13 protein-coding genes are annotated in these 26,258 nt (G+C 57.9%); 8 read left to right on the top strand and 5 right to left on the bottom strand.

Translation table 11 applies throughout. The features are described from left to right. Window positions 1-77: 77 nt before the first annotated feature. The 6 genes from STH12_RS15530 to STH12_RS15555 all read left to right on the top strand — a co-directional run bounded on the left by STH12_RS15530 (window position 78) and on the right by STH12_RS15555 (window position 18,074). The gene (locus tag STH12_RS15530) at window positions 78-12,074 is read left to right on the top strand and encodes a T1SS-143 repeat domain-containing protein (protein ID WP_126168384.1); all 11,997 of its coding nucleotides are present in this window, start codon (window positions 78-80) and stop codon (window positions 12,072-12,074) included. Next, complete coding sequence (locus STH12_RS15535; RefSeq protein WP_126168385.1) at window positions 12,071-14,173, top strand: type I secretion system permease/ATPase; 2,103 nt, start codon at window positions 12,071-12,073, stop codon at window positions 14,171-14,173. Before STH12_RS15530 ends, STH12_RS15535 begins: the two co-directional genes overlap by 4 nt. Further along, window positions 14,170-15,459: an HlyD family type I secretion periplasmic adaptor subunit gene (locus tag STH12_RS15540; RefSeq protein WP_126168386.1), complete on the top strand. Its 1,290-nt coding sequence runs from the start codon at window positions 14,170-14,172 to the stop codon at window positions 15,457-15,459. The genes STH12_RS15535 and STH12_RS15540 overlap by 4 nt, the downstream gene beginning before the upstream one ends. Window positions 15,460-15,471: 12 nt before the next feature. Beyond that, window positions 15,472-16,767 (top strand): TolC family outer membrane protein, encoded by a 1,296-nt coding sequence (locus STH12_RS15545; protein ID WP_126168387.1) that lies wholly within the window; start codon window positions 15,472-15,474, stop codon window positions 16,765-16,767. Between the two features lies 1 nt (window position 16,768). After that, window positions 16,769-17,380: an OmpA family protein gene (locus STH12_RS15550; RefSeq protein WP_126168388.1), complete on the top strand. Its 612-nt coding sequence runs from the start codon at window positions 16,769-16,771 to the stop codon at window positions 17,378-17,380. Between the two features lie 157 nt (window positions 17,381-17,537). Beyond that, window positions 17,538-18,074, top strand: coding sequence for a thioredoxin family protein (locus STH12_RS15555; protein WP_126168389.1), 537 nt, complete (start codon window positions 17,538-17,540; stop codon window positions 18,072-18,074). A gap of 65 nt (window positions 18,075-18,139) precedes the next feature. Here STH12_RS15555 and STH12_RS15560 read toward each other — a convergent pair whose 3' ends face one another. Together STH12_RS15560 and rhlB are read right to left on the bottom strand one after the other, a co-directional pair. Next, complete coding sequence (locus tag STH12_RS15560; protein ID WP_126168390.1) at window positions 18,140-19,063, bottom strand: Ppx/GppA phosphatase family protein; 924 nt, start codon at window positions 19,061-19,063, stop codon at window positions 18,140-18,142. Window positions 19,064-19,074: 11 nt separating this feature from the next. Then, window positions 19,075-20,394 carry an ATP-dependent RNA helicase RhlB gene (gene rhlB, locus STH12_RS15565; protein ID WP_126168391.1) on the bottom strand — a complete coding sequence of 440 codons (1,320 nt, stop codon included), beginning with the start codon at window positions 20,392-20,394 and terminating at the stop codon, window positions 19,075-19,077. A gap of 151 nt (window positions 20,395-20,545) precedes the next feature. Between rhlB and trxA the strand changes: the two genes are divergently transcribed. Further along, a complete protein-coding gene (gene trxA, locus STH12_RS15570; protein ID WP_011761323.1) occupies window positions 20,546-20,872 on the top strand; it encodes a thioredoxin TrxA in 327 nt (108 codons plus the stop codon). A gap of 213 nt (window positions 20,873-21,085) precedes the next feature. After that, on the top strand, window positions 21,086-22,351 hold the full coding sequence (gene rho / locus STH12_RS15575) for a transcription termination factor Rho (protein WP_126168392.1): 1,266 nt from the start codon (window positions 21,086-21,088) through the stop codon (window positions 22,349-22,351). Between the two features lie 47 nt (window positions 22,352-22,398). On the opposite strand, the gene STH12_RS15580 is transcribed toward rho, so the two are convergent. From STH12_RS15580 to STH12_RS15590, 3 genes are all read right to left on the bottom strand, one after another. Next, on the bottom strand, window positions 22,399-23,316 hold the full coding sequence (locus STH12_RS15580; protein ID WP_126168393.1) for a LysR family transcriptional regulator: 918 nt from the start codon (window positions 23,314-23,316) through the stop codon (window positions 22,399-22,401). A gap of 108 nt (window positions 23,317-23,424) precedes the next feature. Then, window positions 23,425-24,153, bottom strand: a complete 729-nt coding sequence (locus STH12_RS15585; protein ID WP_126168394.1) for a fumarate reductase iron-sulfur subunit — start codon at window positions 24,151-24,153, stop codon at window positions 23,425-23,427. Next, window positions 24,150-26,189, bottom strand: coding sequence for a fumarate reductase flavoprotein subunit (locus STH12_RS15590; RefSeq protein ID WP_126168395.1), 2,040 nt, complete (start codon window positions 26,187-26,189; stop codon window positions 24,150-24,152). Before STH12_RS15590 ends, STH12_RS15585 begins: the two co-directional genes overlap by 4 nt. Window positions 26,190-26,258: the final 69 nt, after the last annotated feature.

Here is a 26,258-nt window from a genome sequence, read left to right on the forward strand (position 1 = left end):
GTGTTTGCTTTTAGTGCTTATATCAACAAAAGTCGCCACACTTGAACCGTAAAATGTGATGCAGTAAGGACACAGGCATGGCAGATTTCGCGCGCGCGGATGTACTCTTTTTTGTTCAGGTTGGCTCCAGAGTCTGGGCGGTGAGCCGTCAGGGTGAATGGCGTGAACTCGAACCGCCCTTCAATGTGGCCGAACTTGAACAGCAAGCCGGCCTGGTGGTTCTGGATGCCGATGCCCTGCAATACAGCGAAAGCGGCATTGCGGTGGTGGTTATCAATGACACGCCACTGGCACTGCCCTCCGACCTGGTAACCGCCCTTAAAGCGCTGCCTGCCGTGCCCGCCAGCCCCGATGGAACCTCAGACTCCCTCGCTGCCATGCCAGGGCAACCTTCCCAGGACGCAAACTCAGATCCCGATCAGCAGGGGGTCAATTTCGGCTTTACCCTGTTTCGCCAACAGCACGAGAAAATCGTCCCACGCTCTGGTTTTAATACCGAAGGCGACAGCCTCAGCGACGCAGACACAAACGATGAGCGCCAGGGCGACAGCAATCCGCTGCTGCCGCTGGTGCTTGGCATTCAGATTGAAGATGGCGGCGATAACTTCCTGAATCAGGCAGAAATTGGCACTGTCACTATCAGCGGTGATGCCATCAATGGTCGCGACGGCGACACCTTGCTGCTGGAAATTATCGACAGTGCCGGTAATCGCTTAACCTTCACGGTCACCATCCAAAACGAGCGCTGGTCCATTGAGGGGCTGGATCTGTCCTCCCTCGCCGAAGGCCCACTTACCGCGACTATCTCAGCACCCGACTACCCGGGCCAGGTTGAAAACGCCAGCGACGACACCATCAAAGACACACTCGCCAGCATCAGCATTGAGGTCGATACCGGTGAAGATGAATACCTCGACCGCGCCGAGCAGACCGCCGTCGATATTTTCGGTACCGTCGAGAACATTCAGGATGGCCAAACGGTTTGGCTGACAGTAACCGATGAAGCAGGCAACAGCCTCACCTTTGAAACCCTGGTCGTTGACGGTCAATGGCGGGTTGAAGACGCCGACCTTTCCTCCCTCGCCAATGGCGAGCTGGCGTTTCAGGTGCAATCCCAGGATGTGGCCGGTAACCCGGCCGATGCCCAAACCCAGGCGCCAAAAGACAGCAATGCCCGCATTTTCGTGTGGTTTGCCGATGGCGATCAGGTCATTAACGCCGCCGAGCAATCGGCGGTAGACATCCGCGGTCTGGTGCTGAACGTTGAAAATGGTCAGCCAATTCTGGTCACATTGAGCGATGGTCAGGGCAACACCAAAACCCTGGTTACCCTGGTTGAGGGCAACTTCTGGCACATCGATGACATAGACCTGACCGGTTTTGCCGATGGCCAGTTGTTTGTCAATGCCGACACCCTGGATGTGGCCGGCAATACCGCTCATGGTCAGAATCAGATTGCCGTGGATCTGATTGCCAAGCTCACCATCGACGTTATCACCGGCAGTGATGACGTCATTAACGGCATCGAGAGCCGCGCCACCGATATCCGCGGCAGCGCCACCGACATCGAAGATGGCCAACAGGTGCTGGTCACAGTGACAGACGCCAATGGCACTCAGCTTAGCTTCACCACCACGGTCACAGCCGGGCAGTGGCAGCTGGATGATGTTGACCTCACAACACTTGCTGATGGCAAGCTCGACTTCAGCGCCTCGGCGGTGGATGCGGCAGGCAACCCGGCCACAGCGTCCACCAGCCACTGGATGGACACAAAAATCGGCATCAGCATCGATGTTGAAACCGGCGAGGACGAATACATCGACCGCGCCGAACAGACCGCCGTGGACATGTCTGGCACAGTCAGCAATATCGAAGATGGCCAGACCGTCACCATCAGCGTGACCGACAACCAGGGCAACAGCCTCAGCTTTACCACCACGGTTGTCGGCGGCAGCTGGCAGCTCGACGATGTGGATTTATCTTCCCTTGCCAACGGCGAGCTGACCTTCACCGCCAGTGCGACCGACGTTGCAGGCAACCAGGCCTCGGCCAGCGTAGTTCATGAAAAAGACACCAACGCACGGATTTTTGTCTGGGTTGCCGACAACGACCATGTGATTAATGCCGCCGAGCAAAGTTCAGTCACGGTACGCGGCGTGGTCCTCAACGTCGAAAACGGCCAGCCCATTACAGTTACCTTGAGCGATGGCATGGGGAAAAGCCTGACCGTTACTACTGTGGTAACGGGTAACCTTTGGACCATCCCCAACCTGGATTTAACCGGTTTCGCCGATGGCACCTTGTACGTCACGGCCGATGTCAGCGATGTGGCCGGCAACCCGGCCCACGGCGAAAACAGCATTCCGGTGGATTTGTATGCCGGGGTGCAAATCGACATAAATGCCGGCAGCGACGATGTCATCAACGCCCTCGAAAGCAAGACCACGGATATCTTCGGCAATGTGTCGGATATTGAAGACGGCCGCACTGTTACAGTAACAGTCACCGATAAAAATGGCGCCAGCCTGACCTTCACCGCTGTTGTTAGTGGCGGCGCTTATCTTATTGATGACGCGGACATTTCATCCCTTGCCGATGGCGAGCTGAACTTCAGCGCCAGCGTAACCGACGTAGCCGGCAATCCAGCGACCGCCAGCACCAGCAATATCAAAGACAGCATTGCCCTTATCAGCATCGATGTGGAAACCGGGTTGGATGACTACATCGACCGCGCCGAGCAAACCGCAGTGGATATCGCCGGCACAGTTACCAACATCGAAGACGGTCAAACCGTTACCCTGGTCATCACCGATAAGCTCGGCAAAAGCTTAACCTTCACCACCACAGTGGTGGGCGGTGAGTGGCAGCTTGATGATGTGGATTTATCCTCACTGGCCAATGGCGAGCTGACTTTCAGCGCCAGCTCGGCGGATGTAGCCGGTAACCCAGCCAACGCCAGTGTGGTTCACGAAAAAGACACCAGCGCGCGGATTTTTGTATGGGTCGCCGACAACGACCATGTGATTAACGCCGCCGAGCAGAGCCATGTGACTGTTCAGGGTGTGGTGCTCAACGTCGAAAACGGCCAAACCATTAGCGTTACCTTCAGCGATGGCATGGGCAACACCCTGACCTTGACAACGGTAGTCAGCGGCAACCTGTGGACCCTTCCCAACCTGGATTTAACCGGCTTTGCCGATGGCATGCTTTATGTCACTGCCGATGTCACCGATGTGGCCGGCAACCCCGCCCACGCTGAAAACAGCATTCCGGTGGACCTCTACGCCACCATCACCATCGATGTGGCCGCCGGTAATGATGATGTAATTAACGGCCGCGAGGCCGGTGTCACCGACATTTTTGGCACAGTGACGGATATCGAAGATGGCCGCACTGTGACAGTCACAGTCACCGATAAAAACGGCGCTACTCTCACCTTCACAGCCCTTGTCAGCGGCGGCGAGTATCGCATTGAAGACGCCGATATCAGTGCGCTCGCCGACGGCAGCCTTAGCTTCAACGCCAGCGCCACAGATCAGGCCGGAAACCCGGCGACTGCGGCCACCAGCAATGTGAAGGACTCGCTGGCCAGTGTCAGCATTCAGATTTTCGATGGTGGCGATGAACTGATAAGCGAAGGCGAAGTCCGTTCAGTCTCCGTGGGTGGCACCGCCACCAACATCGAACCCGGCAAGGGGCTGCTGGTGCTGCTGGTCGACAGTCAGGGCCACAGGTACCTCACCAGCACCCAGGTTCAGGCCGACGGCAGTTGGCGTATCGATGGATTGGATCTCAATGCGCTTGGTTTTGCCGAGGGCGAAGTCAGCGCCTGGGTTGCCAGTGCCGACAATGCAGGCAATATCGGCTGGGCCAAAGACACCAGTCTTATCGACACCCAAATCAGTATCGATATCGACACCGGCGAAGGCTACGGCGGCTCGCAGCTGATTTTCGGCATGGAAGATGAACTCAAGGGCACCACCACTGGAGTGGAAGCCGGGCAAACCGTCACCCTCAGCATCAGTGATGGCAAAGAAACCCGTACCTTTACCACACTGGTTCAGGCCGATGGCAGCTGGCAGTTCAGCGGCCTTGATGTGGCAGGCATGGGCAAACATGCCCCCTGGATGGTGGATGTGACTGTGTCCGATCTGGCCGGGAACAGCGCCGCCGATGCCCTGCCAACCCTGTACCAACCCATGGATGTCATCATCTATGAGGCCGGGCTCATCCTCTATGATTCACTCGCCACCGAACTCAGTTACCAAATACCCGATGGCACGCTCAGCATCAGCCTCAATCAGCTGTATCTGACGGGGATCACCTCGCTCGGGCAGGATGTGCTGGTCACGGTTGCCGCCGATGGCATGAGCCTTACCGCCAGCCGCGCAGGTGATGGTGAACTGGTGTTCAGCGCTACCCTCACCGGCACCAACCTCAAGGTGCAACTGTTTGAACCGCTTGATCAAACTGGTCGCGCTGCCACCCTGTTTATTCAGCTTGAAGCGCTGCAAAACGATGCCGATGGCACCTCAGAAACCATCTTCACCTACGCCATCGTCAATGTGCTGGATGCGCCGGAACTAACCCTGCCTGACTTTTACGTGACCGAAGAGCAGCAGGATGTAAGCGGCTCTGTGTTCGCCAACGACTTCAGTCTCGAAGGTCTGACCCTGGTAGCCATCGAAATAGAGGGCACCCGCTACAATGTGCAGCCCGGCACACCGCTTGTGGTCGCGACCCGCTTCGGCGAACTGACCATCGACAGCAAGGGCGTGTGGCATCTTCAAACCGCTGGGGACTTGGATAATCAAGTTCAGCAGCTACTCGATTTCCGCTACTACGCCGTCGACTCCGATGGCTCCAAGTCAGCATCCTCGGCCTACATTTACATCAACGACGGCGCCGTGGCTGATATTGGCCAATACCGCGACAGTCTCATCGAGCCCAAGGTCGATACCGACCTGCTCGAAAGCCGTGACTTTGTGATTGTGGCGGGCTCAGATGCTCTGGTGGCCGACTCACTGGTATTTAACCCGCTGACGCCATTCGAACTGGAAGCCCTTGGACTCAAGAGCGAGGGGGTGGAGCTGAGCTACAGCCTTTCGGCCGATGGCAAGCTGCTTACCGCCACCGCTGGCACAGAAGTGGCGTTTACTCTGACCCTGTCTGCCAGCCAGAGCGGACGAGACCTCAGCGCCAGTGTGCTGATGGACTTAAAGCTGCCACTGGATCATCCATCCACCGATATCTTAAGCCTCAAACTGAAACTCGATGCCACAGATACCGATGGCAGCCCGGCCGCTGGCGGCAATATCACCATCGATTTGCTGGACGGCGCAGACCCCGTACTCATCAACAACAGCCGCCTGGAATTTGATGAAAACGATTTATTCGGCACTCCGTTGGTGCAACAGGGCAGCTTTGACATCATCGCCGGCAGCGACAGCATCAAGAGCCTGACCTTCGATGATGTGCGCAAAATGCCCAGGCTCACCGCCGGGCTGGAGCCGCTGCAATTTACCGTGTCGGCCGATGGCACCCTGCTGACCGCCCACACCGGCGATCCGGCCAATCCTGTGCTTGAAATCCGTCTCCTTGGCGGCTGGAACAGCGGCAGCGACACCCTGGGGCATCCTTATGAAATCACCCTGTACCGGGCGTTCGATCAGAACGGCGGCCAGATTTCCGTGCCGGTGGTGTTGAAAGATTTCGACGGTGACAGCGATAAAGTACTGATTAACTTTCTGGTTTCCGATGGCACCCCAGGTGTTGCCACCAATGTCGACCTGGATGTTTATGAACTGCCAAACAGCAGCGGCGGCCAGAACAAAGACACAGACGGCATAGATGTCACCGCCAGTCGTGACCCTATTGTCGATGTCAGCTTCGATGTCAGCCCCGGCCCCATGACCGATAAAGACGGCAATCCGCTGACCCAAAATGGCGACGCCCTGAACTGGAGCCTGAAGGACGACGGCGCGGTATTGGAAGGCCGCAATAGCCGCGGCGAGCTGGTACTGAGTCTGTCGCTGCCCAAAGATATCCATATCGATGCCGGCAGCAACGGCAGCATTGCCATCAGCGCCAAACTCTATGGTCCCATCGACCAACTCCAGGGCGATGGCTCTGTGAATGTGCTCAGCCTGCCCATTACATTTCTCGACTCGGACGGCAGCGTGGCCAGCAGCACGGTCAATCTGACCATTCACGACGGCCTGGCGGCGGTTATCGAGGGCGCACTGACCCTGAGTCTGAACGAACAGGACCTGCCAAAAGATGGCAACCAGACGGTGTCAGGCAACTTTGCCATCGATGCAGGCAGCGACAACGTGCAATCGCTGGTGCTGGCCGATGGCTTCAGCTTCAATGGCTACAGCAGCCAGGGCAAGGCGATTACTCTGGCCTCCAGCGTCGATGCCGATGGTTGGTACATTGCCACCCGCACCGACGGCAAAGAGGTGTTCCGCTTAAAACTCGATGCCGATGGCACTGTAACCTTTGAGCAAAGCCAGCCGCTGGATCATCCGGATCCCAATGGCGCAGACGTGCTGGATGTGAATTTTTCCGTTCAGGCGGTGGATGCCGACAACGATAAATCGGCGCCGCAAACACTCACGATAGCGGTCACTGATGCCGTGCCCCACGCCAAAGACAAGGAGTGGAATTTCTTTGAGAGTGACGAGCCATCTGAGCTGCGGCTTTTTAATATTAATCAAACAGGTATTGATACAGGCACCCTGCAGAAAATCGTCTACAAGGGGGTGGAATACCATGCCGGAGACACCATTGAGCTGTTCACCGACACCGGCGATCGCTACGGCACCCTCACGGTAAACCAGAACGGCCTGGCCACACTGGTGCCTGAGCTGTTTACCTACAACAATGTGCTGTTTACCGAAGATCTGCAGTTCACCATCGAAGATAAGGATGGCGATACAGATACCGGCACCCTGACCCTCAATGCCAGGGACTCGGATGGCAAGGTGCTGATCCTCGACCCCGTGTTCCACGAAGATACCGAGGGTCGACTGGAGATTGTTGCCTACCCGGGCGACAAAGACGAAAACGAGCAGGTGGTTGCCATCAAACTGGATGCCGCCTCCATGGCCGGGGGCAGCCTGTTTATCGACGGCATCCAGATTTTCCCGGCCGGTGGCGAGTATCTCTTTGGTGCCGGTGCGCTCATTATCGAGCCCATCACAGGCACAGCCACCATTCGCGGCACCCTCACCTATTTGCCTGCCGATGACCTGTCGGACGCCACAGATACCATCAATCTGCTGGTGACTGTGGTGATTGACCGCAACGGCGTGCAGTCCGATGTGGTCACCGAATTGCCGCTCACCGTTATCTCTGTGGCCGACACCCCTGAGTGGAGTACCGACAGCGAGTTTACCTACAGCCTGCTGGAAGATGCCGGCACCATATCGCTGAATCTTTCGGCCAGCTCCAAAGATGAAACCGGCGCCGATGCCCAGGGCTCAGAAACCCTGACCTTCCTTATCAGCAACATCAGCGACGGACTCACCCTCACCTCGGGCGGCAAAACCATCACCGATGGCATGATTATTACCCCGGCTGAGCTGGCAAACCTGCAGGCCACAGCCGCAAAGGATATTGCCGGTAAGCTAACCTTTGATATCACCCCCACCAGCACCGAAAACGATAACGGCGATGCCGCCAGTGGCGAGCTGAAAACCGTTGAGCTGGATATCAAACCTGTGGCCGACAAGCCGTCGCTGGAAACCCGTGATATCAGCAGCGATGAAGACAAGCCTATCGATGTGCGCGATATCGTCGGCGGCAGCCTCAGTGACAGCTCTGAAACCCTCGGGTTTGAATTTACCCTGCCGGACGGCTGGAGCATAGACGCCCCCTCAGCGGTGCAGGTCAGCCCCGGTGTCTGGACTGTCAGTGGCGATGACGTCAACAGCGGCAACGCCTTTGTGATCCCCAAAGAGGACGTAAGCTCCGCCACCTTTGGCACCTTTGCGCTCAGCGTCCGCAGTTTCTCCACCGAAGAGATTCAGGACGGTATTCCACCGTCCGACGGCATTCTTCACCCCAACCCAAATTACAGCGCAGCCCAGAGCGTTACCATCAAACTGAGGGGCGTTGCCAACGATGCGCCCACTATAGATGCCGACCCGGCGCGCTGGACCATGGATGAAACCAGCGGCACCATCAGCAACCTCGCCACGCTGGCGGAAGATGTGCCCATCAAGCTCGACTTCCTGCTGAAAACCTCGGACGACGATGGCTCTGAAACCCTGGATTTAACCCTCACTGGCCTGCCTGAGGGCGCCAAATTGCTGGATGCTTCGGGGAATCAGGTCAATCTGCCGGTGGTCGACTTTGTCGCCGGTCAGCCGGTCTACAGTGTGTCGGCGGCTCAGCTGGCAACCCTGAGCCTGCTGCCCATCGCCGACTTCAGCGGCGATATCAGCCTCACGCTCAACGCCCAAAGCACCGAGAAAGACGGCGACAGCGAAACCTTCGAACTGACGGTGGCACTCAAGGTGTCGCCGGTTATCGATGAAACCGGCAGCAGCCTGCAAACCACCACCGAAGGCCTTGAAAATCGCCCGGCCGTCATCGATATCCGCCCCTTCCTGGGCATGGACAACGACGGCAGCGAAACCATTACCGGCGCCATAGTGATGCCCAATTCAGTAGGCGTCGGCCTGCTGCTGGACGGCCGGCCAATCACTATTCCTGCCGGTGGTTTGGATTTGGCCACCCTGACCGATGCCTCCAGCCCGACCCTGCCAGACCTTATCGCATCGGGTCGTCTGGCGGTGTTGCCACCACAGGATGCCGATGGCGAATTTGAACTGCCGGTGCGGTATGAAATAACCGATACCTCAGGGAACGGAGAAACCGTCAGCAGCTGGATAGACACCAGGGTGCGGCTGATTGTCGATGCTCAGGTGAATATCACCACCGAAATCAAGGCCTCCGAGCCATCCCTGACCAGCACCGATGGCAGCCCCATCGACATCACAGGGCAGGTGAAGTTTTTCGAGGCCGATATCGATGGCTCCGAGCGGCTAGACTATGTGGAAATTGTGCTGCCAAGCGGCGATGGCTGGTATGTGGAACACCCCCTTGGTGCCATCCACGACGGGAATGGTCGCTGGCTTATCGAGATCCCAAGCCTCACATCCGATACGGTACGTGAATGGGGCTTGGACATCCTTCAGGATGTGAAAATCATCAGTGATAACGCCGTGACTGACGCCGAAATCACCGTCAATGCACGGGTGCTCGACCGAGACGATGGCGAAATCATCAGCACTAATTTTACCGTGACCTTCCTGCAGGGCGCCGCCGACAGTACTGCGACCGAAGTCGGCGACCTGCAACTGACAGTGGCCGATGCCATCGAAGATGAAGCCATCAGCTTTGCCGGCCATCTAAACCCCAATATCACCACCGACACCAACGACGTGGTGAGTTTCCGTATCCTGGCAAGCGACCTGCCAGAGGGCGGCTACTTCACCGGCACCGATGTCGAAGCCGTGTACAACGCCACCGGTAAGGCGGTGATCGAGTGGGTGTTTACCACAGCCTCCCTTGGTAACCTCACCCTGCATGGCATCAGCGAGCATTACGCCGGTGACTTGTCTATACCAATCCGCATCATCGCCACCGACTCCCTGAGCGGCGATACCAAGATTGACGACAGCCAAACCCTGGAAGCACAAATTCAGCCAAGGGCCGATGGCGCCTTCTTCAATGTGACCAACGCCACCATGGAAGAAGACACCCCGGTGCCCCTGGGTATCCGACTCAACTTTATCGACTCAGATGCAAGCCCAGGCACCGGCGGCAGCGAGACCCTGGTATTTGGCGATGCCGCTCAGCCCATTCAGTTGCTACTGCTCGATGGCGGCAGCCTGGAAGATGACTCAGGCCTGTTCCAGCTCAAAGCAGGGACCACAAGTACCTGGCTCTTTACCGGCAGCAACATGGCTGAGCTCAACGATGCGCTTGCCAATCTGCGCTTCGTGCCACCACTGCACCTGTCCGGCGTATTCGGCATTGCCTTCAATGCCACTGCCATAGACACAGCGCTGGTGGGCGGCGCCACCGTCACAGATACAGTGGCCGTTTCGACCACTCTGAATGTGGTGGTGACGCCGGTCACCGATGCCTCTAACCTGCCCGGTACCACGGTAGAAATCCTCGGCGATGAAGACACGCTTATCAGCCTCTCCGGCCTTGATGCGGCAGGCGCAGGCTTGATTGACCAGGACGGCTCGGAAGTGATTTACCTCACCGTCTCCGGAGTGCCCGCAGGCTCAGTGCTCTACTATCAGGACAGTGGCGGCAATCTTATCCAACTGCCAAACGCAGGGCCCGATGGCGGCAGTTTCAATGGCAAACCCACCTATGCCTGGTCGATTGAGCCCGAGCAGCTTGGCGGCCTGGTGTTGCTGCCACCGGAAAACTTCAGCGGTGACATTCCCCTGAAAGTGGGCACAGTCACCTGGGAGCAAGGCACCGAAGACTATGTCAACAATGGCACCGACGTGATTGTTGGGGTGCGCCCCATCGCCGATGGCATTCAGATTATTGTGCCGCCCGAGAAACATTACAGCGCTGAAGAAGACGATGTTATCCAGGTGAATTTCAAGGCCGAAACCCTGGACGTGACAGGTCAGGAGCTGGTCAGAGTGACTGTAATTATCACCTCCGCAGGCTCCCTTGAAGGGCTCGAAGGGGTGACAGTGGCGGGCAGTTTCGTCTCCTTTACCGAGTCCGGCGGCGTCTACACGGCCACGTTGGACGTGGCAGCGACCTCGGTCAGCGGCATGCAACTTCATCCCGGGCCCCTGGCCTTTGGCACCCTCAATGCCGAAGTCAGAATTGAAAGCATCGACAGCAACACAGTGCTTGGCAGCGATATCACCGACATCAGCGCCGCTGAAGTATTGAACTTCGATATTGAGCTGACCCCAGAGGTCGACCCACCTGTGTGGACCGCCGTTGATGATGTGCTGGCCAATGACCCATCCAACCTGTTGCTGGGACTGGGTTTATCGCTGCAAAACCCGGCCCCCGGTGAAACCGGAAAGCTGGAAATCACCGGCTTGCCCGCAGGAATGACCCTGGAGGGCGCCAGCCAGTCCGGCGACAAGTGGATTGCCGACATCAGCGATGTGGCGAGCCTCAAGGTGGTTGGCGCCAATGATGGCGACAGCTTTACCCTGACCCTCAAACCCAGCGCCAGCCTGAGCGGCGAAACCGCCAAAGGCACCACAGAAACCATCACTGTAACCGTGGATATCACAGCGCCCATCATGGCGCCGTTCATGGCGTCGTCCTTCAGCGCCTTTGCTGACAACGGATTTACAGACGGCAGTTTTGACGATGCCTTCTATTGGGGCGCCGACAATCTGGAATTCCGCTTCGACCCCATGCTGTGGCGCGGCAGTGAATTGCTGCTGCAACCGCGCTTCACGCTGGCTGACAGCGGTAACCCGGTAACTGTCCAGCCTGGCACAGTGGACGAGCCCAGCCCCATCAAGGTCACCCAGCCAACCCTGTATCGATATCTGGGTTCCCAGTGGAGCACTGAGCTGGATGACAACAAGGCCACAGCCGGGGATGAGGGCTCGCTTATCAGCCTGGATAACGGCGACAGAATGCCGCAGATCCTGACGCCTGACAGCCCCATGATTAAGCCCTGGCTGGACTTACATTTAGAGGCAAACATCAGCGAGTTGGAAGCTGCAGTAACGGCGCCTGTGATACCTCAAATCCAAACGGCCAGCTTCACTACGCCGGCAGTGCTGGCCACGCTGCAGGACCTTGGCAGCATAAGCCTCGCAGGCGACCTCAGGCAGGATGTCACCCCTTATCAGCCTGTACCCGAGCCGGATCCCGACTATTTGGCGTCGCTGTCCAACTTAATCCAGCAGAGCATCGATAAAGGCAATAGCTTCGAGGGCGGCTTTATTGCCGGGATGGACACAGGTACTGAGGTGATCAGCGGCGCACTGGATGGTACCGAACAACTGACCCGGCTTATGGAAGAGCAGCAACTGACAGGACAACACCGATGAGCGCTGACTTCCACCACAGCCGTGCCTTTATCAGCCAATGCTGCGCCGCCATGGGGATGACACCTCCGGCGGGGCAACTGGCTGAGCTCATGGCCGGGCTGACGCCTGAGACGCTGGAAGAGATCCTCGGGCGTTTTCAGCTGGGCGCTTCGCTGCAAAAACTGCCTCCGGCGGATATGGCGCTGCCCGCCATTCTTTTTGTGGATGGCGCCCCCTGGCTCGCCAGACGCAGAACCAAAGAAGGCGTGCTGCTGGAATCCCCCGACGGTGAGCAGCGCCAGCTTGCCCACAACGAGTGGCAAACCACCTGCGAGGGCCGCAGCTGGTATTTGCAGGCCCGGGAACTTGCCGACTACCGCGCCACCGAGCATCAGCAAAGCCGCCCGCGCCATTATCTGGCCGAGGCCTTCGATGAGATGCGCCCCTTCCTTAAAAGCTTTTTGCTGGCGTCCTTTGCCGCCAACCTGCTGGCGCTGGTGACGCCGCTCTTTACCATGAACGTGTATGACCGGGTGGTGCCCAATCAGGCGACCGATACCCTGTGGGTGCTGGCAAGTGGCGTGTGCGTGGCCATGCTGTTCGATTTTCTGCTGCGTCAATCCAGAGCGCGACTGGCCGATGTAGCGGGCAAACACGTAGATCAACAGGTTTCCGCCAAGCTGTTCGACCGCTTGCTGGGCATGCGGCTTGAGCACAGACCCGCTTCGGCGGGCGCCTTTGCCAAGCAGTTGCAGGAGTTTGATTCAATTCGGGATTTCCTCACCAGCGCCACCCTGGTCGCCCTGGTCGACCTGCCCTTTACTGTACTGTTTCTGGCGCTGATGGCCTGGCTCGGTGGCTGGATGGTGATGGTGCCCGTGCTTGCCATGCTGTGCCTGATTGGCATGAGCCTTATTCTCGAGCGGCGCATTGCTGCGGCGGTGGAAAAGTCAGGCCAGCTGTCTACCCAAAAGCAGGCGCACCTCATCGAGACCCTGAACCTGCTGCCGGAACTCAAACAGGCCGGAGCCCAGCACAAGGCCCAGCGGCTGTGGGATGCCAATATCCGCGAGCTGGCCGACTGGCAGAATGAGTCGCGCATCGCCTCCAATACCCTGAGCCACCTGGTGGCGGCCAGCCAGCAGCTGGTTACTGTGGGCTTGGTGGTCACAGGGGTGTATCAGATTTATGCGGGCAACATCAGCATGGGCGCCCTGATTGCCATGGTGATGCTCAGTGGCCGCGCCGCGTCCGCCATTAACCAAATTGCAATTCTGCTGCTCAAATACCGTCAGACCCGCGCTGCCATGACAGCCGTAGAGTCCATCCTCGCCCTGCCCCAGGAGACCCGCGCCCAGAGCCTGAATGCCGGAAAACTGGGATTCGATGGCTCGGTGGCACTGAGAAACGCCAGTTTCAGCTACCCCGACCAACCCATGCCTGCTTTCAGCGACATCAACTTAAGCATTCAGCCGGGTGAGCGTGTCGGCCTGTTTGGCGCCGCAGGCGCTGGCAAGTCGAGCCTGCTGTCGGTCCTCGCCGCTCAATATCAGCCCTCCAGCGGCCAGCTGTTTTATCACGGCCTCGAGGCTTCCCAGTGGTCGCAGGACTATCTGCGCCGCCATATCGGCTGGGTCGGCCAGCAGCCGCTGCTGAGCTACGGTACTGTGCTGGATAACCTGCTGCTGGGGCTAACCGAAGTGGACGAGCAAAAACTTGCCCGGGTGCTGGTGACCAGTGGTATAGACAAGCTTCTCGATCGCATGGGCGCCGGACTTTCCACCCAGGTGGGGGAATTTGGTCGCCAACTCTCCGGCGGTCAGCGTCAGGCAATTTTGCTTGGCCGGGCCCTGCTGCGTGAACCCAAACTGCTGCTGCTCGATGAGCCCACCAGCGCCCTGGATGAACGGGCCGAGAATCAAATTATCGCCAGCCTCAAGGCACTGGAGCGGGACGTGACCCTGGTGATTGCCTCCCACCAGCCCAAGGTGCTGGCCATGTGCGACCGGGTGCTGATTGTCGATAAGGGCCGGATTGTGGCCGAGCAGCGTCCATCAGAGCTGCAAGGTAATAAACGTCTCAAGTCGGTAAGCGTTACCCGCAGGGAGGCCAAGCAATGAGCCTGCACCTGAGACACCTGGAGGCGGCGCGGCGCGCCAATCAGATTATCTATTTGGTCATAGGCCTGATTGTGGCCTGCCTGGTATGGGCCTCCTTCGCGACTTTGGAAGAAGTGGTAGTCGGCCAGGGCCAGGTGGTCCCATCCCTCAAGGTGCATCGTATTCAAAGTCTCGATGGCGGCCTGCTCAAGACCATGCATGTAACCGATGGCCAGCGGGTGAAGGCCGGTGAGCCGCTGCTGGAGCTGGACAGCCTGAGATTCGCTTCGGCCGTGGATGAAGCCAGGGTCTCCAGCGAGGCTCTGAGTCTGCTTATCCGCCGCCTCAATGCCGAGATTGCCTCGGTGAAGCTGTCCTCCGCAGACAACTGGCAGGAGCGCATCAGCCTCGAGCCTGCCCGGGCACAACTGGATCCGCGCAGCCTCACCATCTTCAACGCCAGACTGTCGCAACTGGCCGCCCAGCTGGAACAGGCCAGCGAGTCGGTACGCCAGAAACTGCAAGCCCGGGAAGAAGCCGGTATCCGTGAGAGCGCCGAGCGGCGCAGCCTCAAGCTGGCCGAGCAGGAGCTGGCCATGACCCGGGATGCAGTGAATGAAGGTGCTGTGGCCGAGCTTGAGCTGATTAAGCTTGAACGTGACACCATCCGCCTGCGCGGTGAGCTGTCGGCCACCCAGAGCAGCCTGGTGCAACTCGATGCCGCCGTCAAAGAAGCCATAGCACAGCGGCGCACCCTGGCGCTGGACTTTATTAACCGCGCCGAGGCCGAGCGCCACGAGGCACAGAACAAGTTCGATGGCCTGACCGAAAATATGAAGGCGCTGGCGGATCGCCTGCAGCGCACCCGTATCGAGGCGCCCATCGATGGCAGTATCAACAATATCGCCATTCGCACCCCGGGCAGTGTGATTGAACCCGGCCAGACCATTATGGAGCTGGTGCCCAGCGACGGCGCCCTGATTGTCGAAAGCCGCATCGACCCCAAGGACATCGCCTTCGTGCATCCGGGGCTTGCCGCCACCGTGAAGTTCAGCGCCTATGACTTTGTGATTTACGGCGGCCTTAAGGGGGAAGTCGTTTATGTCAGCCCGGATGCACACCACCTGGAAGATGGCACCACCTATTTTGAAGCCCATATCCGCACCGACAGCGGCGATTTGGGTGGCCGCCCCATTATTCCGGGGATGCAAACCACAACAGATATACAAACTGGCAGCAAAACCGTTTTGGACTATTGGCTCAAGCCCGTGCTGCGGGCCAAGGCCAATGCCCTGCGTGAACCATAAGGTAAGGACACTATGCGTAAACTCCTGATACTTCCCCTGCTGGCGCTCACGGTGCCCGCTCAGGCACTGACGCTGGAGCAGTCAGTGGCCGAAGCCATCAACAAGCATCCGCGAATACTGGAAAAATATGCCGGTTTCGAAGCCGCCGTGCGTGAGAAACGGGCCGCCCGCGGCCACTATCTGCCCCAGGTGGATCTGTACGGCGCCGCCGGTTATGAATACGTGCGCTACAACAACGGCAAACGGCTCGACTCAGAGCTGGACCGCACCGAGGTGGGCCTTAAGGTCACCCAACTGCTGTTCGATGGCTTTCGCACCCCCAACGAAGTCGACCGACTGCAGTTCGAGCAGGAGGCCGAGCAGTTCGGGCTGCTGTCGCTGGCGGAAAACTTAAGCCTGGAGGTGGCCGAGGTCTATCTGCAACTGGCCCGCATTAATCAGGTGGTCAAACTTTCCGAACAGAATGTGAAAGAACATCAGGAAATTCAGCGCAATATCGAGTCGCGCCAGGGCCGCGGCCTGTCCAGCGACTCAGACGTGGCTCAGGTTCGTGCCCGGGTTGCCACCGCGCAGTCGGCGTATCTTGCCGCCCGCAACGAACAGATGGATTTGGAAGCCCGCTACTTCGATCTGGTGGGTCAGATGCCACGGGATCTTATCGATCCGCGCCCTGACTTCGAATATGTGCCGCAAAACCTCGGCGACGCCCTGCGTCTGGCGGTAGAGAAACACCCTGAAATCGACGCCGCCGGTAAGGATTTGGCTGCGGCCAACTCCCAGTACGAGCGCGACAAGAGCAGCTTCCTGCCCAAACTGTCGCTGGAATTACAGGCCAATCGCAACGACAACATGGGGGGGATTGCCGGTCCCGACGAAGATGCCCGCGCCATGCTGGTGCTGTCTTACAACCTGTTTAACGGCGGCAGTGACGTCGACCGAGCCGAGGCTGCCAGCTGGCGGGTTCAGCAGGCGTTGTCGATTCGCAAACAAACCGAATTGCAGGTGATTGAAGCCACCCGTCTGGCCTGGAACGCGTACAGCTTTGTGGGCGAGCAGCGCTCGTTTTACCGTGAAAACGTCGATCAGGCCGTGAAGGCCGAGCAGGGGTATCAGCGCCAGTTTGAGCTGGGCCGCCGTTCGCTGCTGGATGTACTCGATGCCAAGGTGGAGGTGTTCCTCGCCCGTAAAAATTACCTCGATGCCCACTACAAGTATCAGGGCGCTGCCTACCGGCTTATCAATGCCACCGGCAGCCTGATGGAGTCATTCAGGGTCGATACCCCCGAGAGCTGGACCGAGGAGAAATAACATGAAAAAGCCAAGCACACTCGCCCTGCCCGCATTGATGTCACTGCTTATCCTCGGCGGCTGCGCCATCGAGCCCGGCGCCGGTTTTGAGCCCCAGCCCCAAAGCCGCGCCCTGAGCGACATCGACCACGATGGAGTTATCGATGCCCGCGACAAGTGCGAAACCACCCCCACCGGCGCCAGCATCAGCAATAGCGGCTGTGAAACCACCACCGCCAGCACCCGCAAGGTCAACCGGGTCATCATGTTCGGTTACGATCAAGACACCCTGCCCGATGGCGAGCGGGCCGAACTGATTGCCCTGATGCGCAAACTTGGCGACAAACAGGGCGCCGAGCTGGTGCTGATTGGCGACACCAGTCCAGAGGGCAGTGAGTCATACAATCATGCGCTGGCACAGCGGCGCAGCGAGTACCTCAAAGCCATGGCACTGGAAGCAGGTCTGTCAGCGTCACAGTTGAAGGAAGAGGTGTATTTCGAGCGCAATCAAATCCCCAACGAGCTGCAGGGACGCGATCATCGCCTTATCGCCGTGGCGCGCTGGCAGGAAGCCGGGGTAGACATGGACTGGACCATTTTCACTTCGGACAAGGCGCCCAAAGTTAAGCGCTGATCCCGCTCCTATCCCTTTGTCGCCCCTTCATTTGGCGACAAAGGGTGATCCAGCCCAAAGGCTGGCATCTGCAAACTTCCTTTGTGCTCACAGCCGTGGTTGGATAACCCCATAGTGCGAGGCTAAATCGCTTCCCCTTCGCTTGTGAGGAAACATGATGCACAATAACGTCAAAGCTTTATTGGCCACCACCGCCCTCTTTTTTGCCGCGCCTTCAATGGCCGACTCCGGCTGTGGTTTCGAGAACAAATCCGGTGGCGTATTTGCCACCTGCAGCGAGGAGAAGCAGGAAGTGATCCTGACCGGCATCGTTGAGGCACAGCGCCTCGTGACTGAATTACCCGAGTTTACCGAAGGTTATAAAACCTACGAGGTGGATACCGCCGCCCTTGAACCCATCAAAGCCGAAACCGAAGCCACCGAAATCGTGGTGATCATCGGTACCTGGTGCCCCGATTGCCACCGGGAAACACCGCGCTTTATCCGCATTATGGAAGAAGTGAACAACCCCAATATCAAGGTCACCTACATTGGCGTTGACCGCGCCAAGGCCGACCCTGAGGGTTTGGCCGCCAGGTATGATTTCAAGCGTATTCCTACCTTTATCGTGCTGCAAAAAGGTGAAGAAATCGGCCGTATCGTCGAGCGCCCCACCGAGTCGCTGGAAATCGATTTGGCTAACATTCTCAAATAAGCCTCAAATACAAAAAGCCGGCAATCGCCGGCTTTTTGTATTTGACTCTTTCTCGAAGATAAGGCTCAGTGAGCCGATTCGATTCTTTGGGAGAGTTCCAGCAGCACCCCTTCACGCAGGGCGCCGCCTGAGAGGGCGAGGTTTTCCAGCCCCAGCAAACGGAACAATGCCAGCAGCACGGCAATACCGGCGGCAAAGGTCGGGGCGCGTTCGGGGCAAAGACCATTGATGCCGTCGAGACTGGCATCTTCGTGCAGCAGGATTTCGCCTTTGAGGCGCTCAAGCACTTCGAGGGTGATCAGCTGCGACTCTCCGCGGTGTGCCAGCAGCTCCACCACCGACTGCACTGTGCCGGAGGCGCCGACCACAGTGTGCCAGCCAAGGCGCTTAAGCTCGGCTTCGGCTGGCCCCAGAATGCGGTGCACCTCGGTCTTGGCGTCGTCAAAGTCGCGCTCTTGCAGCGGCAAATCGGTGAAGAACTGCTTCTTGAAGGTCACGCAGCCCATGGGCAGGCTGGTTTTGAACAGGAGTTTTTCACCGTCGCCGACAATAAACTCGGTGCTGGCACCGCCGATGTCGATGACCAGACGACGCCCCTCACCCGCAGTTGTGGCAACCATGCCGCGATAGATCAGCTCGGCCTCACGCATGCCACAGATAACGTCGATTGGCACCCCCAGAATGGGCAGGGCGCGGGATTTGAACTCATCGGCATTGGCGATTGCACGCAGGGTGGCCGTTGCGACCACGGCCACGTTTTCGGCGGCAATATGATGCTTGGCCAGCATCTCGGCGAACATGCCAAGACACTCCAGACCGCGCTGCATCACCCCTTCACTGAGCATGCCATCACAGCCGATCCCTTCGGCAAGACGCACCTTGCGTTTGTATTTGGCCTCGACCCTGGGCTTTCCTGCCACTGTGGTGGCCACCAGCATGTTAAAGCTGTTGGAGCCCAGGGTGATTGCGGCGTATGCGGGTGTCTGCATCTACGACTGTCTTATGAGTGTCTGCGGGTCCTGTCGTGACGGGGAGGACGGCCACCACCGCTGCGATGGGCACCGGATGGACGTGGTGAACCATTGCGATCGCGCAGGTTGCGGCCACCGGTATGGGGCTTGCGATGGATTTTCACCGGCGGTGGAATATCAATCAGGGCATCGCGATCGTAAGAGGTCACAGGGATGCTGTGCTTGATATAGTCTTCGATGGCCGGCAGGTTGAGGGCATATTCCTCACAGGCAAAGCTTACCGACACGCCTTTTTGACCGGCGCGGCCAGTACGACCGATACGGTGTACATAGTCTTCGCAGTCATCGGGCAGATCGTAGTTGTACACGTGGGACACATCAGAGATGTGCAGACCACGGGCGGCTACGTCGGTGGCCACCAGGATATCGAGCTCACTCTGGGTGAACTGCTCGAGGATCTTCAAACGCTTTTTCTGCGGCACGTCACCGGTCAGCAGGCCCACACGGTGGCCATCGGCCTCCAGGCTCGCCCACAGGTTTTCACACTGATATTTGGTGTTGGCAAACACAATGGCCTTTTCGGGCCAGTCTTCTTCAATCAGTGAGTGCAGCAGCTTGAGTTTGTCTTCCATGGAAGGGTAGAAGATTTCTTCTTTGATATTGCGGGAGGTTTTTTCCTCCGGGGCAATTTCCACCTTCACAGGGTCGTTCATGTGATCGTACGCCAGCTCCTGTACCTTCATCGACAGGGTGGCAGAAAACAGCATGTTCAGACGGTCTTTGGCATCTGGCATACGGCGGAACAGGAAGCGGATATCCTTGATAAAACCGAGATCGAACATGCGGTCGGCTTCATCCAGTACCACAGCCTGGATAGCGCTTAAGTTGATAACGCCCTGACGCACATAGTCGATGATACGGCCGGTGGTACCAATCAGTACGTCCACGCCTTTATCCAGTACTTTACGCTGGGTCTCGTAGCCTTCACCGCCGTAAACAATACCCACCTTGAGGCCGCTGTGCTTGGACAGCAGGGTCGCATCTTTGGCAATCTGAATCGCCAGTTCGCGGGTTGGCGCCATGACAATCGCACGCGGCTGATTCAGCTGGCGGTTATCAGGAATCGGGGTAGTCAGCAGGTGGTTAAAAGTGGCAACCAGGAAGGCGAGGGTTTTACCAGTGCCGGTTTGGGCCTGGCCGGCGATATCTTTTTTCTCAAGCAGTACCGGAAGGGAAAGCGCCTGGATTGGCGTACAATGCTCGAAGCCGTTTTCGTTAAGTGCCTGTTTGACCTCGTCACACAAGGGCAGGTCGGCAAATTTTTGTTGGGTTAAGTGTGTTTCGCTCATAGCGGCAGCATACCAGTTAGGGTTGCAATAAGATACTCGATCGTTTGAAATAGCGACAACAAATCGGTGGGCACTTGAATTCCTGTAAATCCGCCCCAATATACATGCTAAGCCATTCACAGACCAGCGATGGCATCATTTGGAGAACATCATGAGCGACAAAATTGTAACCCTGAGCGACGACAGCTTTGAAAACGACGTACTGAAGTCTGAACTGCCAGTTCTGGTAGACTTCTGGGCAGAATGGTGCGGCCCATGCAAAATGATCGCCCCAATTCTGGACGACGTAGCTGCCGAATACGAAGGTAAGGTTACAGTTGCCAAGCTGAACGTTGACCACAACAACGCCTCTCCCGCCAAGTATGGCGTGCGTGGTATCCCAACGCTGCTGATGTTCAAAGGCGGCGAGCTGGTAGCCACCAAAGTAGGCGCGCTGTCCAAGACTCAACTGAAAGAGTTCATCGACGCTCAGCTCTAATCTTCGCCTATCGGCGTGATGCCCGGCACACCTTTTAGCCATAAATGTGCCGGGCTGCCGTAAAATTCTGGACGCACCCGTGCATCGGTGCTACTTTAATAACCAGATTCTTATCGATTAACCCACTTCCTCGCAGTTCAATCTTTTCAATACCCTCTGTAAGCATTGCAGATTGAATGCGGCAAACTTTTCTCGCGTAAAAAGACCCATCACATGAACCTAAACGAACTGAAAAACATGTCCATCGCCGACCTGGTGGCCTTGGCGGAGAGCATGAATCTCGAAAATATGGCCCGTGCCCGCAAGCAGGACATCATTTTCTCCATCCTCAAAGCCCACGCCAAAAGCGGTGAAGACATCTTCGGTGGCGGTGTACTGGAAATCCTGCAAGACGGTTTTGGCTTCCTGCGCAGTGCCGATGGTTCTTACCTCGCCGGGCCGGACGATATCTACGTCTCACCCAGCCAGGTGCGTCGCTTCAACCTGCGAACGGGCGATACCATTGCCGGTAAAATCCGTCCTCCCAAAGAAGGCGAACGCTACTTTGCGCTGCTGAAAGTCAACGAAGTGAACTTCGATAAACCAGAAATCTCCCGCAACAAGATCCTGTTTGAAAACTTAACGCCCCTGCACGCCGAAGAGCGTCTGCGCATGGAGCGTGGTAACGGTTCTACCGAAGACATTACTGCCCGTATCCTGGATCTGTGCTCCCCTATCGGTAAAGGCCAGCGTGGTCTGATTGTGGCCCCGCCAAAAGCCGGTAAAACCATGCTGCTGCAGAACATTGCCCAGTCCATCAGCTACAACAACCCCGAAGTGGTGTTGATGGTGCTGCTGATTGACGAGCGTCCTGAAGAAGTGACCGAGATGCAGCGTCTGGTGCATGGCGAAGTAATTGCCTCAACCTTCGACGAGCCAGCCAGCCGCCACGTACAGGTTGCTGAAATGGTTATCGAAAAAGCCAAGCGCCTGGTTGAACACAAGAAAGACGTGGTTATTCTGCTCGACTCCATCACCCGTCTGGCCCGCGCCTACAACACAGTAGTACCTTCTTCAGGCAAGGTACTGACAGGTGGTGTGGATGCCAACGCCCTGCACCGTCCAAAGCGTTTCTTCGGTGCTGCCCGTAACATCGAAAACGGCGGCTCGCTGACCATCATCGCCACTGCCCTTATCGACACCGGCTCCAAGATGGACGAAGTGATTTACGAAGAATTCAAAGGCACGGGTAACCAGGAACTGCACCTGTCTCGCAAGGCCGCCGAGAAGCGCGTGTTCCCTGCGATTGACTTCAACCGCTCCGGTACCCGCCGCGAAGAGAAGCTGACCACCAGCGATGAGCTGCAGAAGATGTGGATCCTGCGTAAGATTTTGAACCCAATGGACGAAGTGTCGGCCATGGAGTTCCTTATCGACAAGCTGGCCATGACCAAGACCAACGACGAGTTCTTTACTGCGATGAAACGCGCCAAGTCGTAAACTGGTTTGCTATTAAAAACGCCGCTCACTGAGCGGCGTTTTTGTTTTTATGACTGCAGTGCCTCATCCAGCGCAGCCAGCCGCTCAGCCACCTTGTCTTTCAGCATGTCCCGCAGCGCCAGCACCGCCGGTGTCACCTGCGCCCGCCCCGGGCAAAGCAGATATAACTCCAACGGCTCACCCTGCCAGTCTTTTAGCAGCGGCTGCAAACGCCCGGCAATCAGATCGCTTGCCAAATCGAGGCGAGACTTATACACCAGCCCCTTACCCGCCACCGCCCAGCGACGGGCGATTTCGGCATCATTGCTGCTGCGCCTGCCACTGACCCGGATTTGCTTCACATCACCATCGCGAAAGAAACTCCACTGATCGTGGGTACGTTCGGCCCGTTTGTATAACAGGCACTGATGCGCCGCCACCGCATCCGGGGTTTCCGGCGCTCCCCGGGCGGCAATGTACTCCGGCGCCGCCGCGAGCTGGCGCCACATCCGGCCGATTAAAAACGCCACCGCTTCCGGATCCGTGGGCTTGCCATAGCGCAGCGCCACATCAATGTTGTCGCGAAACAAGCTGTTAATCCTATCGCCCAGGGCCAGTTGCACTTCAAGCCCCGGGTGTTGCTCCATCAGCTCATCGAGCCAGGGCAGAAAAATATTGCGGCCAAAATCCGACGATACAGAAATTCTGAGGCTGCCTTCCACCGTGCCCTTGGCGCTCGCCAATGCCATGCGGCCATGCTCGAGGGCGGCCAGGGCCTCACGGCAGTGCAGCAGATAACGCTCACCGGCGCTGGAGAGCCGCAAACTGCGGGTGGTACGGATAAACAGCGGCGTACCCAGCTGCTTTTCCAGCCGTTTAATGGCAGCACTGGCGGTGGCTGGCGTTAAATCCAGCTCCAGCGCTGCAGCACTGATGCTGCCCGCCTCGGCCACGTGTACAAAGAGTTCCAAATCAGAGGTCAGCACTTCCTATCCCCGACGATTAACTACCGACTAACACTAAACCCAAATGACGGCCAAAAGAAAGCCCGCACTGGTTTCCCGGCGCGGGCGTTAGACTTTTACGAGGTAAACTCAAAGCAGAGTCGAGGCCATCTTGCGGCGCAGATAGGCAATCTGCTGCATATGGGGCAAGTCTTTGGGGCAGTTGTCCTGACAGCCAAGCAGCGTCATACAACCAAATACCCCGTCCTGATTACCAATCACATGGTAGAAGTCATCGGCGCTGCGGCCATCGCGACTGTCGAGCTCAAAGCGGGCGATTTTCATCATACCCACAGCGCCGACAAAGGTGTCACGCATCTGCTTGGTCGCACAGGCCGACACACAAACCCCACATTCCACGCAGCGCTCCAGCTCATACAGCCTGGCGGCTTCTTCGGGATCCATGGGGTCTTCCAGTCGGTGAATATCCAAATCGCTGCCTTTGGGATGCAGCCACAATTTCAGGCGCTCGGCCAGCTCACGCATAAACTTGCCGGTGTTCACCGACAAATCACCAATCAGTTCAAACCCCGGCAACGGCATCAGGGTGATTTCACCCTTGGGATACTTGGCCGTTAAGGTGCGGCACGCCAGGGTGGGAAAGCCATTGATGACCATGGCGCAGCTGCCGCAAATGCCGGCACGGCAAACAAAGTCAAATTGCAGCGACGGGTCCTGCTCCTGGCGCAGGCGGTTAAGGGCGATAAACACCGTCATACCGGCGGTTTCTTCCAGCTGGTATTTGACCATTTTGGGCTCATCGCCGGGCTGCTGCGGGTCGTAGCGGAAAATATTGAAAGTCAGAATGCGGCCGCTCATGAGTTATCGTCTCCGGCAAGGTTTTGCGATGGGATGGTTTCGGCGCTGGCAGGCTCAGGCAACTGGTTCAAGCTGTCACTGAGGCGCTCATTACCAGGCTGCAGACTTGCAGGCAGCTCGAACGGCATCAATGCCTGTTGACGGGCTTCGCGGCTGGCATCTGGGCCCAGAGAGGCAAGCAGCTCGGCAATTTCGGCCTCGCGTTTGGCAGTGTCGGGATGAGCAATGGCATTGTCGGCGCCGTAGCCGCGGTAGCCCGGCGGCAGCTCCATTTTCATCACATCCAGCGCCTCGTAGCTCAGTGTCGGCTCAAGAGCATTGGCATCGGGCCAGCTTGCCAGGGTGCGGCTCAGCCAGTCTTTATCGTTACGCTGGGGGAAATCTTCCCGGGCGTGAGCACCACGGCTCTCGGTGCGGGCCGCCGCGCCGCAGGCAACCGTCAGCGCAACTTTCAGCATTCTTCGCACCCGCAGGGCCTCCACCAGCTCAGGGTTGGCATGGCGTTTTTTGCAGGTCACGCCGAGGTTGGCAGCGCGCTGCAACAGCGCCTTCAGCTGGGTCACGGCCTCCTCAAGCTCGGGGCCATTACGGAAAATGCCCACATAATCCATCATCACCTTTTGCATGGCGGCCTTGAGCTGCCAGGCGTTTTCACGGCCATCGCCATCAATCAGGCCATCGATTTCGGCTCGCACCTTGTCCACAAAGCCCTGGGCCAAACCGGTATCCAGCACCAGATCATTGTTATCGCAAAAATCCGCCACGTATTTACCGATAATCATCCCGCCCACCACGGTTTCGGCCAGCGAGTTGCCACCGAGGCGGTTAAAGCCGTGCATATCCCAGCAAGCGGCCTCACCCACGGCAAACAGCCCTTTGAGCTGGGGGCTTTCGCCGGTTGGGGTGGTACGAATGCCGCCCATGGAATAGTGCTGGGTCGGCCGCACCGGGATCCACTCTTCAGCCGGATCGATACCGAGGAAGTTTTCACAGATTTCTTTCACTTCCCGCAGGTTGGTCTCGATGTGCTTGCGGCCAAGCAGGGTGATATCGAGCCACAGGTGCGGACCGTAGGGGCTGTCGACGCCCTTGCCCTTGCGCATGTGCTCGGTCATGCGCCGCGACACCACGTCGCGGGAAGCGAGTTCTTTCTTTTCTGGCTCATAGTCCGGCATAAAGCGGTAGCCGTCCTTGTCGCGCAAGAGGCCGCCGTCACCGCGGCAGCCTTCGGTGGTAAGAATGCCCACGGGCACAATGGCGGTAGGGTGAAACTGCACCGCTTCCATGTTCCCCAGGGTAGCAACGCCGGTTTCCAGCGCCAGCGCCTGACCTATGCCTTCGCAAATAATGGCGTTGGTGGAGACTTCATAAATCCGGCCATAGCCGCCTGTGGCTATGGTGGTGGACTTGGCGATATAAGCGCGCAGCTCACCTGTGATAAGGCAGCGAGCCACCACGCCGTGGCAGCGCTCGCCATCGTGAATAATCGCCAGCGCTTCGACCCGCTCATGCACGGGAATGCCGAGGGAAATGGCTTTGTTGTCCACCGCATACAGCAGTGAGTGGCCGGTGCCGTCGGCGGTGTAGCAGGTGCGCCATTTTTTGGTGCCACCAAAGTCGCGGGCGTTAATCAGGCCATGGGCGGCTTCGGCTTCTTCGATGGTGATACGCTCGGCGTTTACCACCACTTCGCGGGGGCCCTTGGTCACCCGGGTCCAGGGTACGCCCCAGTGGGTCAGCTCCCGCACCGCCTTGGGGGCGCAGTGAGCAAACATCCGCGCCACTGTTTGGTCGCAGCCCCAGTCGGAGCCTTTTACCGTGTCCTGAAAATGCACATCTTCGTTATCGCCAAGGCCCTTGACCGTATTGCCAAGGCTTGCCTGCATGCCGCCCTGGGCCGCCGCCGAGTGGGAACGCTTGGCCGGAATGAGGGACAACACCAGGGTGTCGTGGCCACGCTCCTTGGCGGCGATGGCAACCCTCAGGCCCGCCAGCCCGGCGCCAACCACCAGACAGTCTGTGTAGATGAGTTTCACATTTGCTCCTTGGCACACTTTTGCAAAGTACGTCGTTGGCAGTTGCCCGCCTTATAGTTAATTTGTTCG

It is taken from the genome of Shewanella khirikhana (genome assembly GCF_003957745.1).
GTDB classification, from domain to species: Bacteria; Pseudomonadota; Gammaproteobacteria; order Enterobacterales; family Shewanellaceae; genus Shewanella; species Shewanella khirikhana.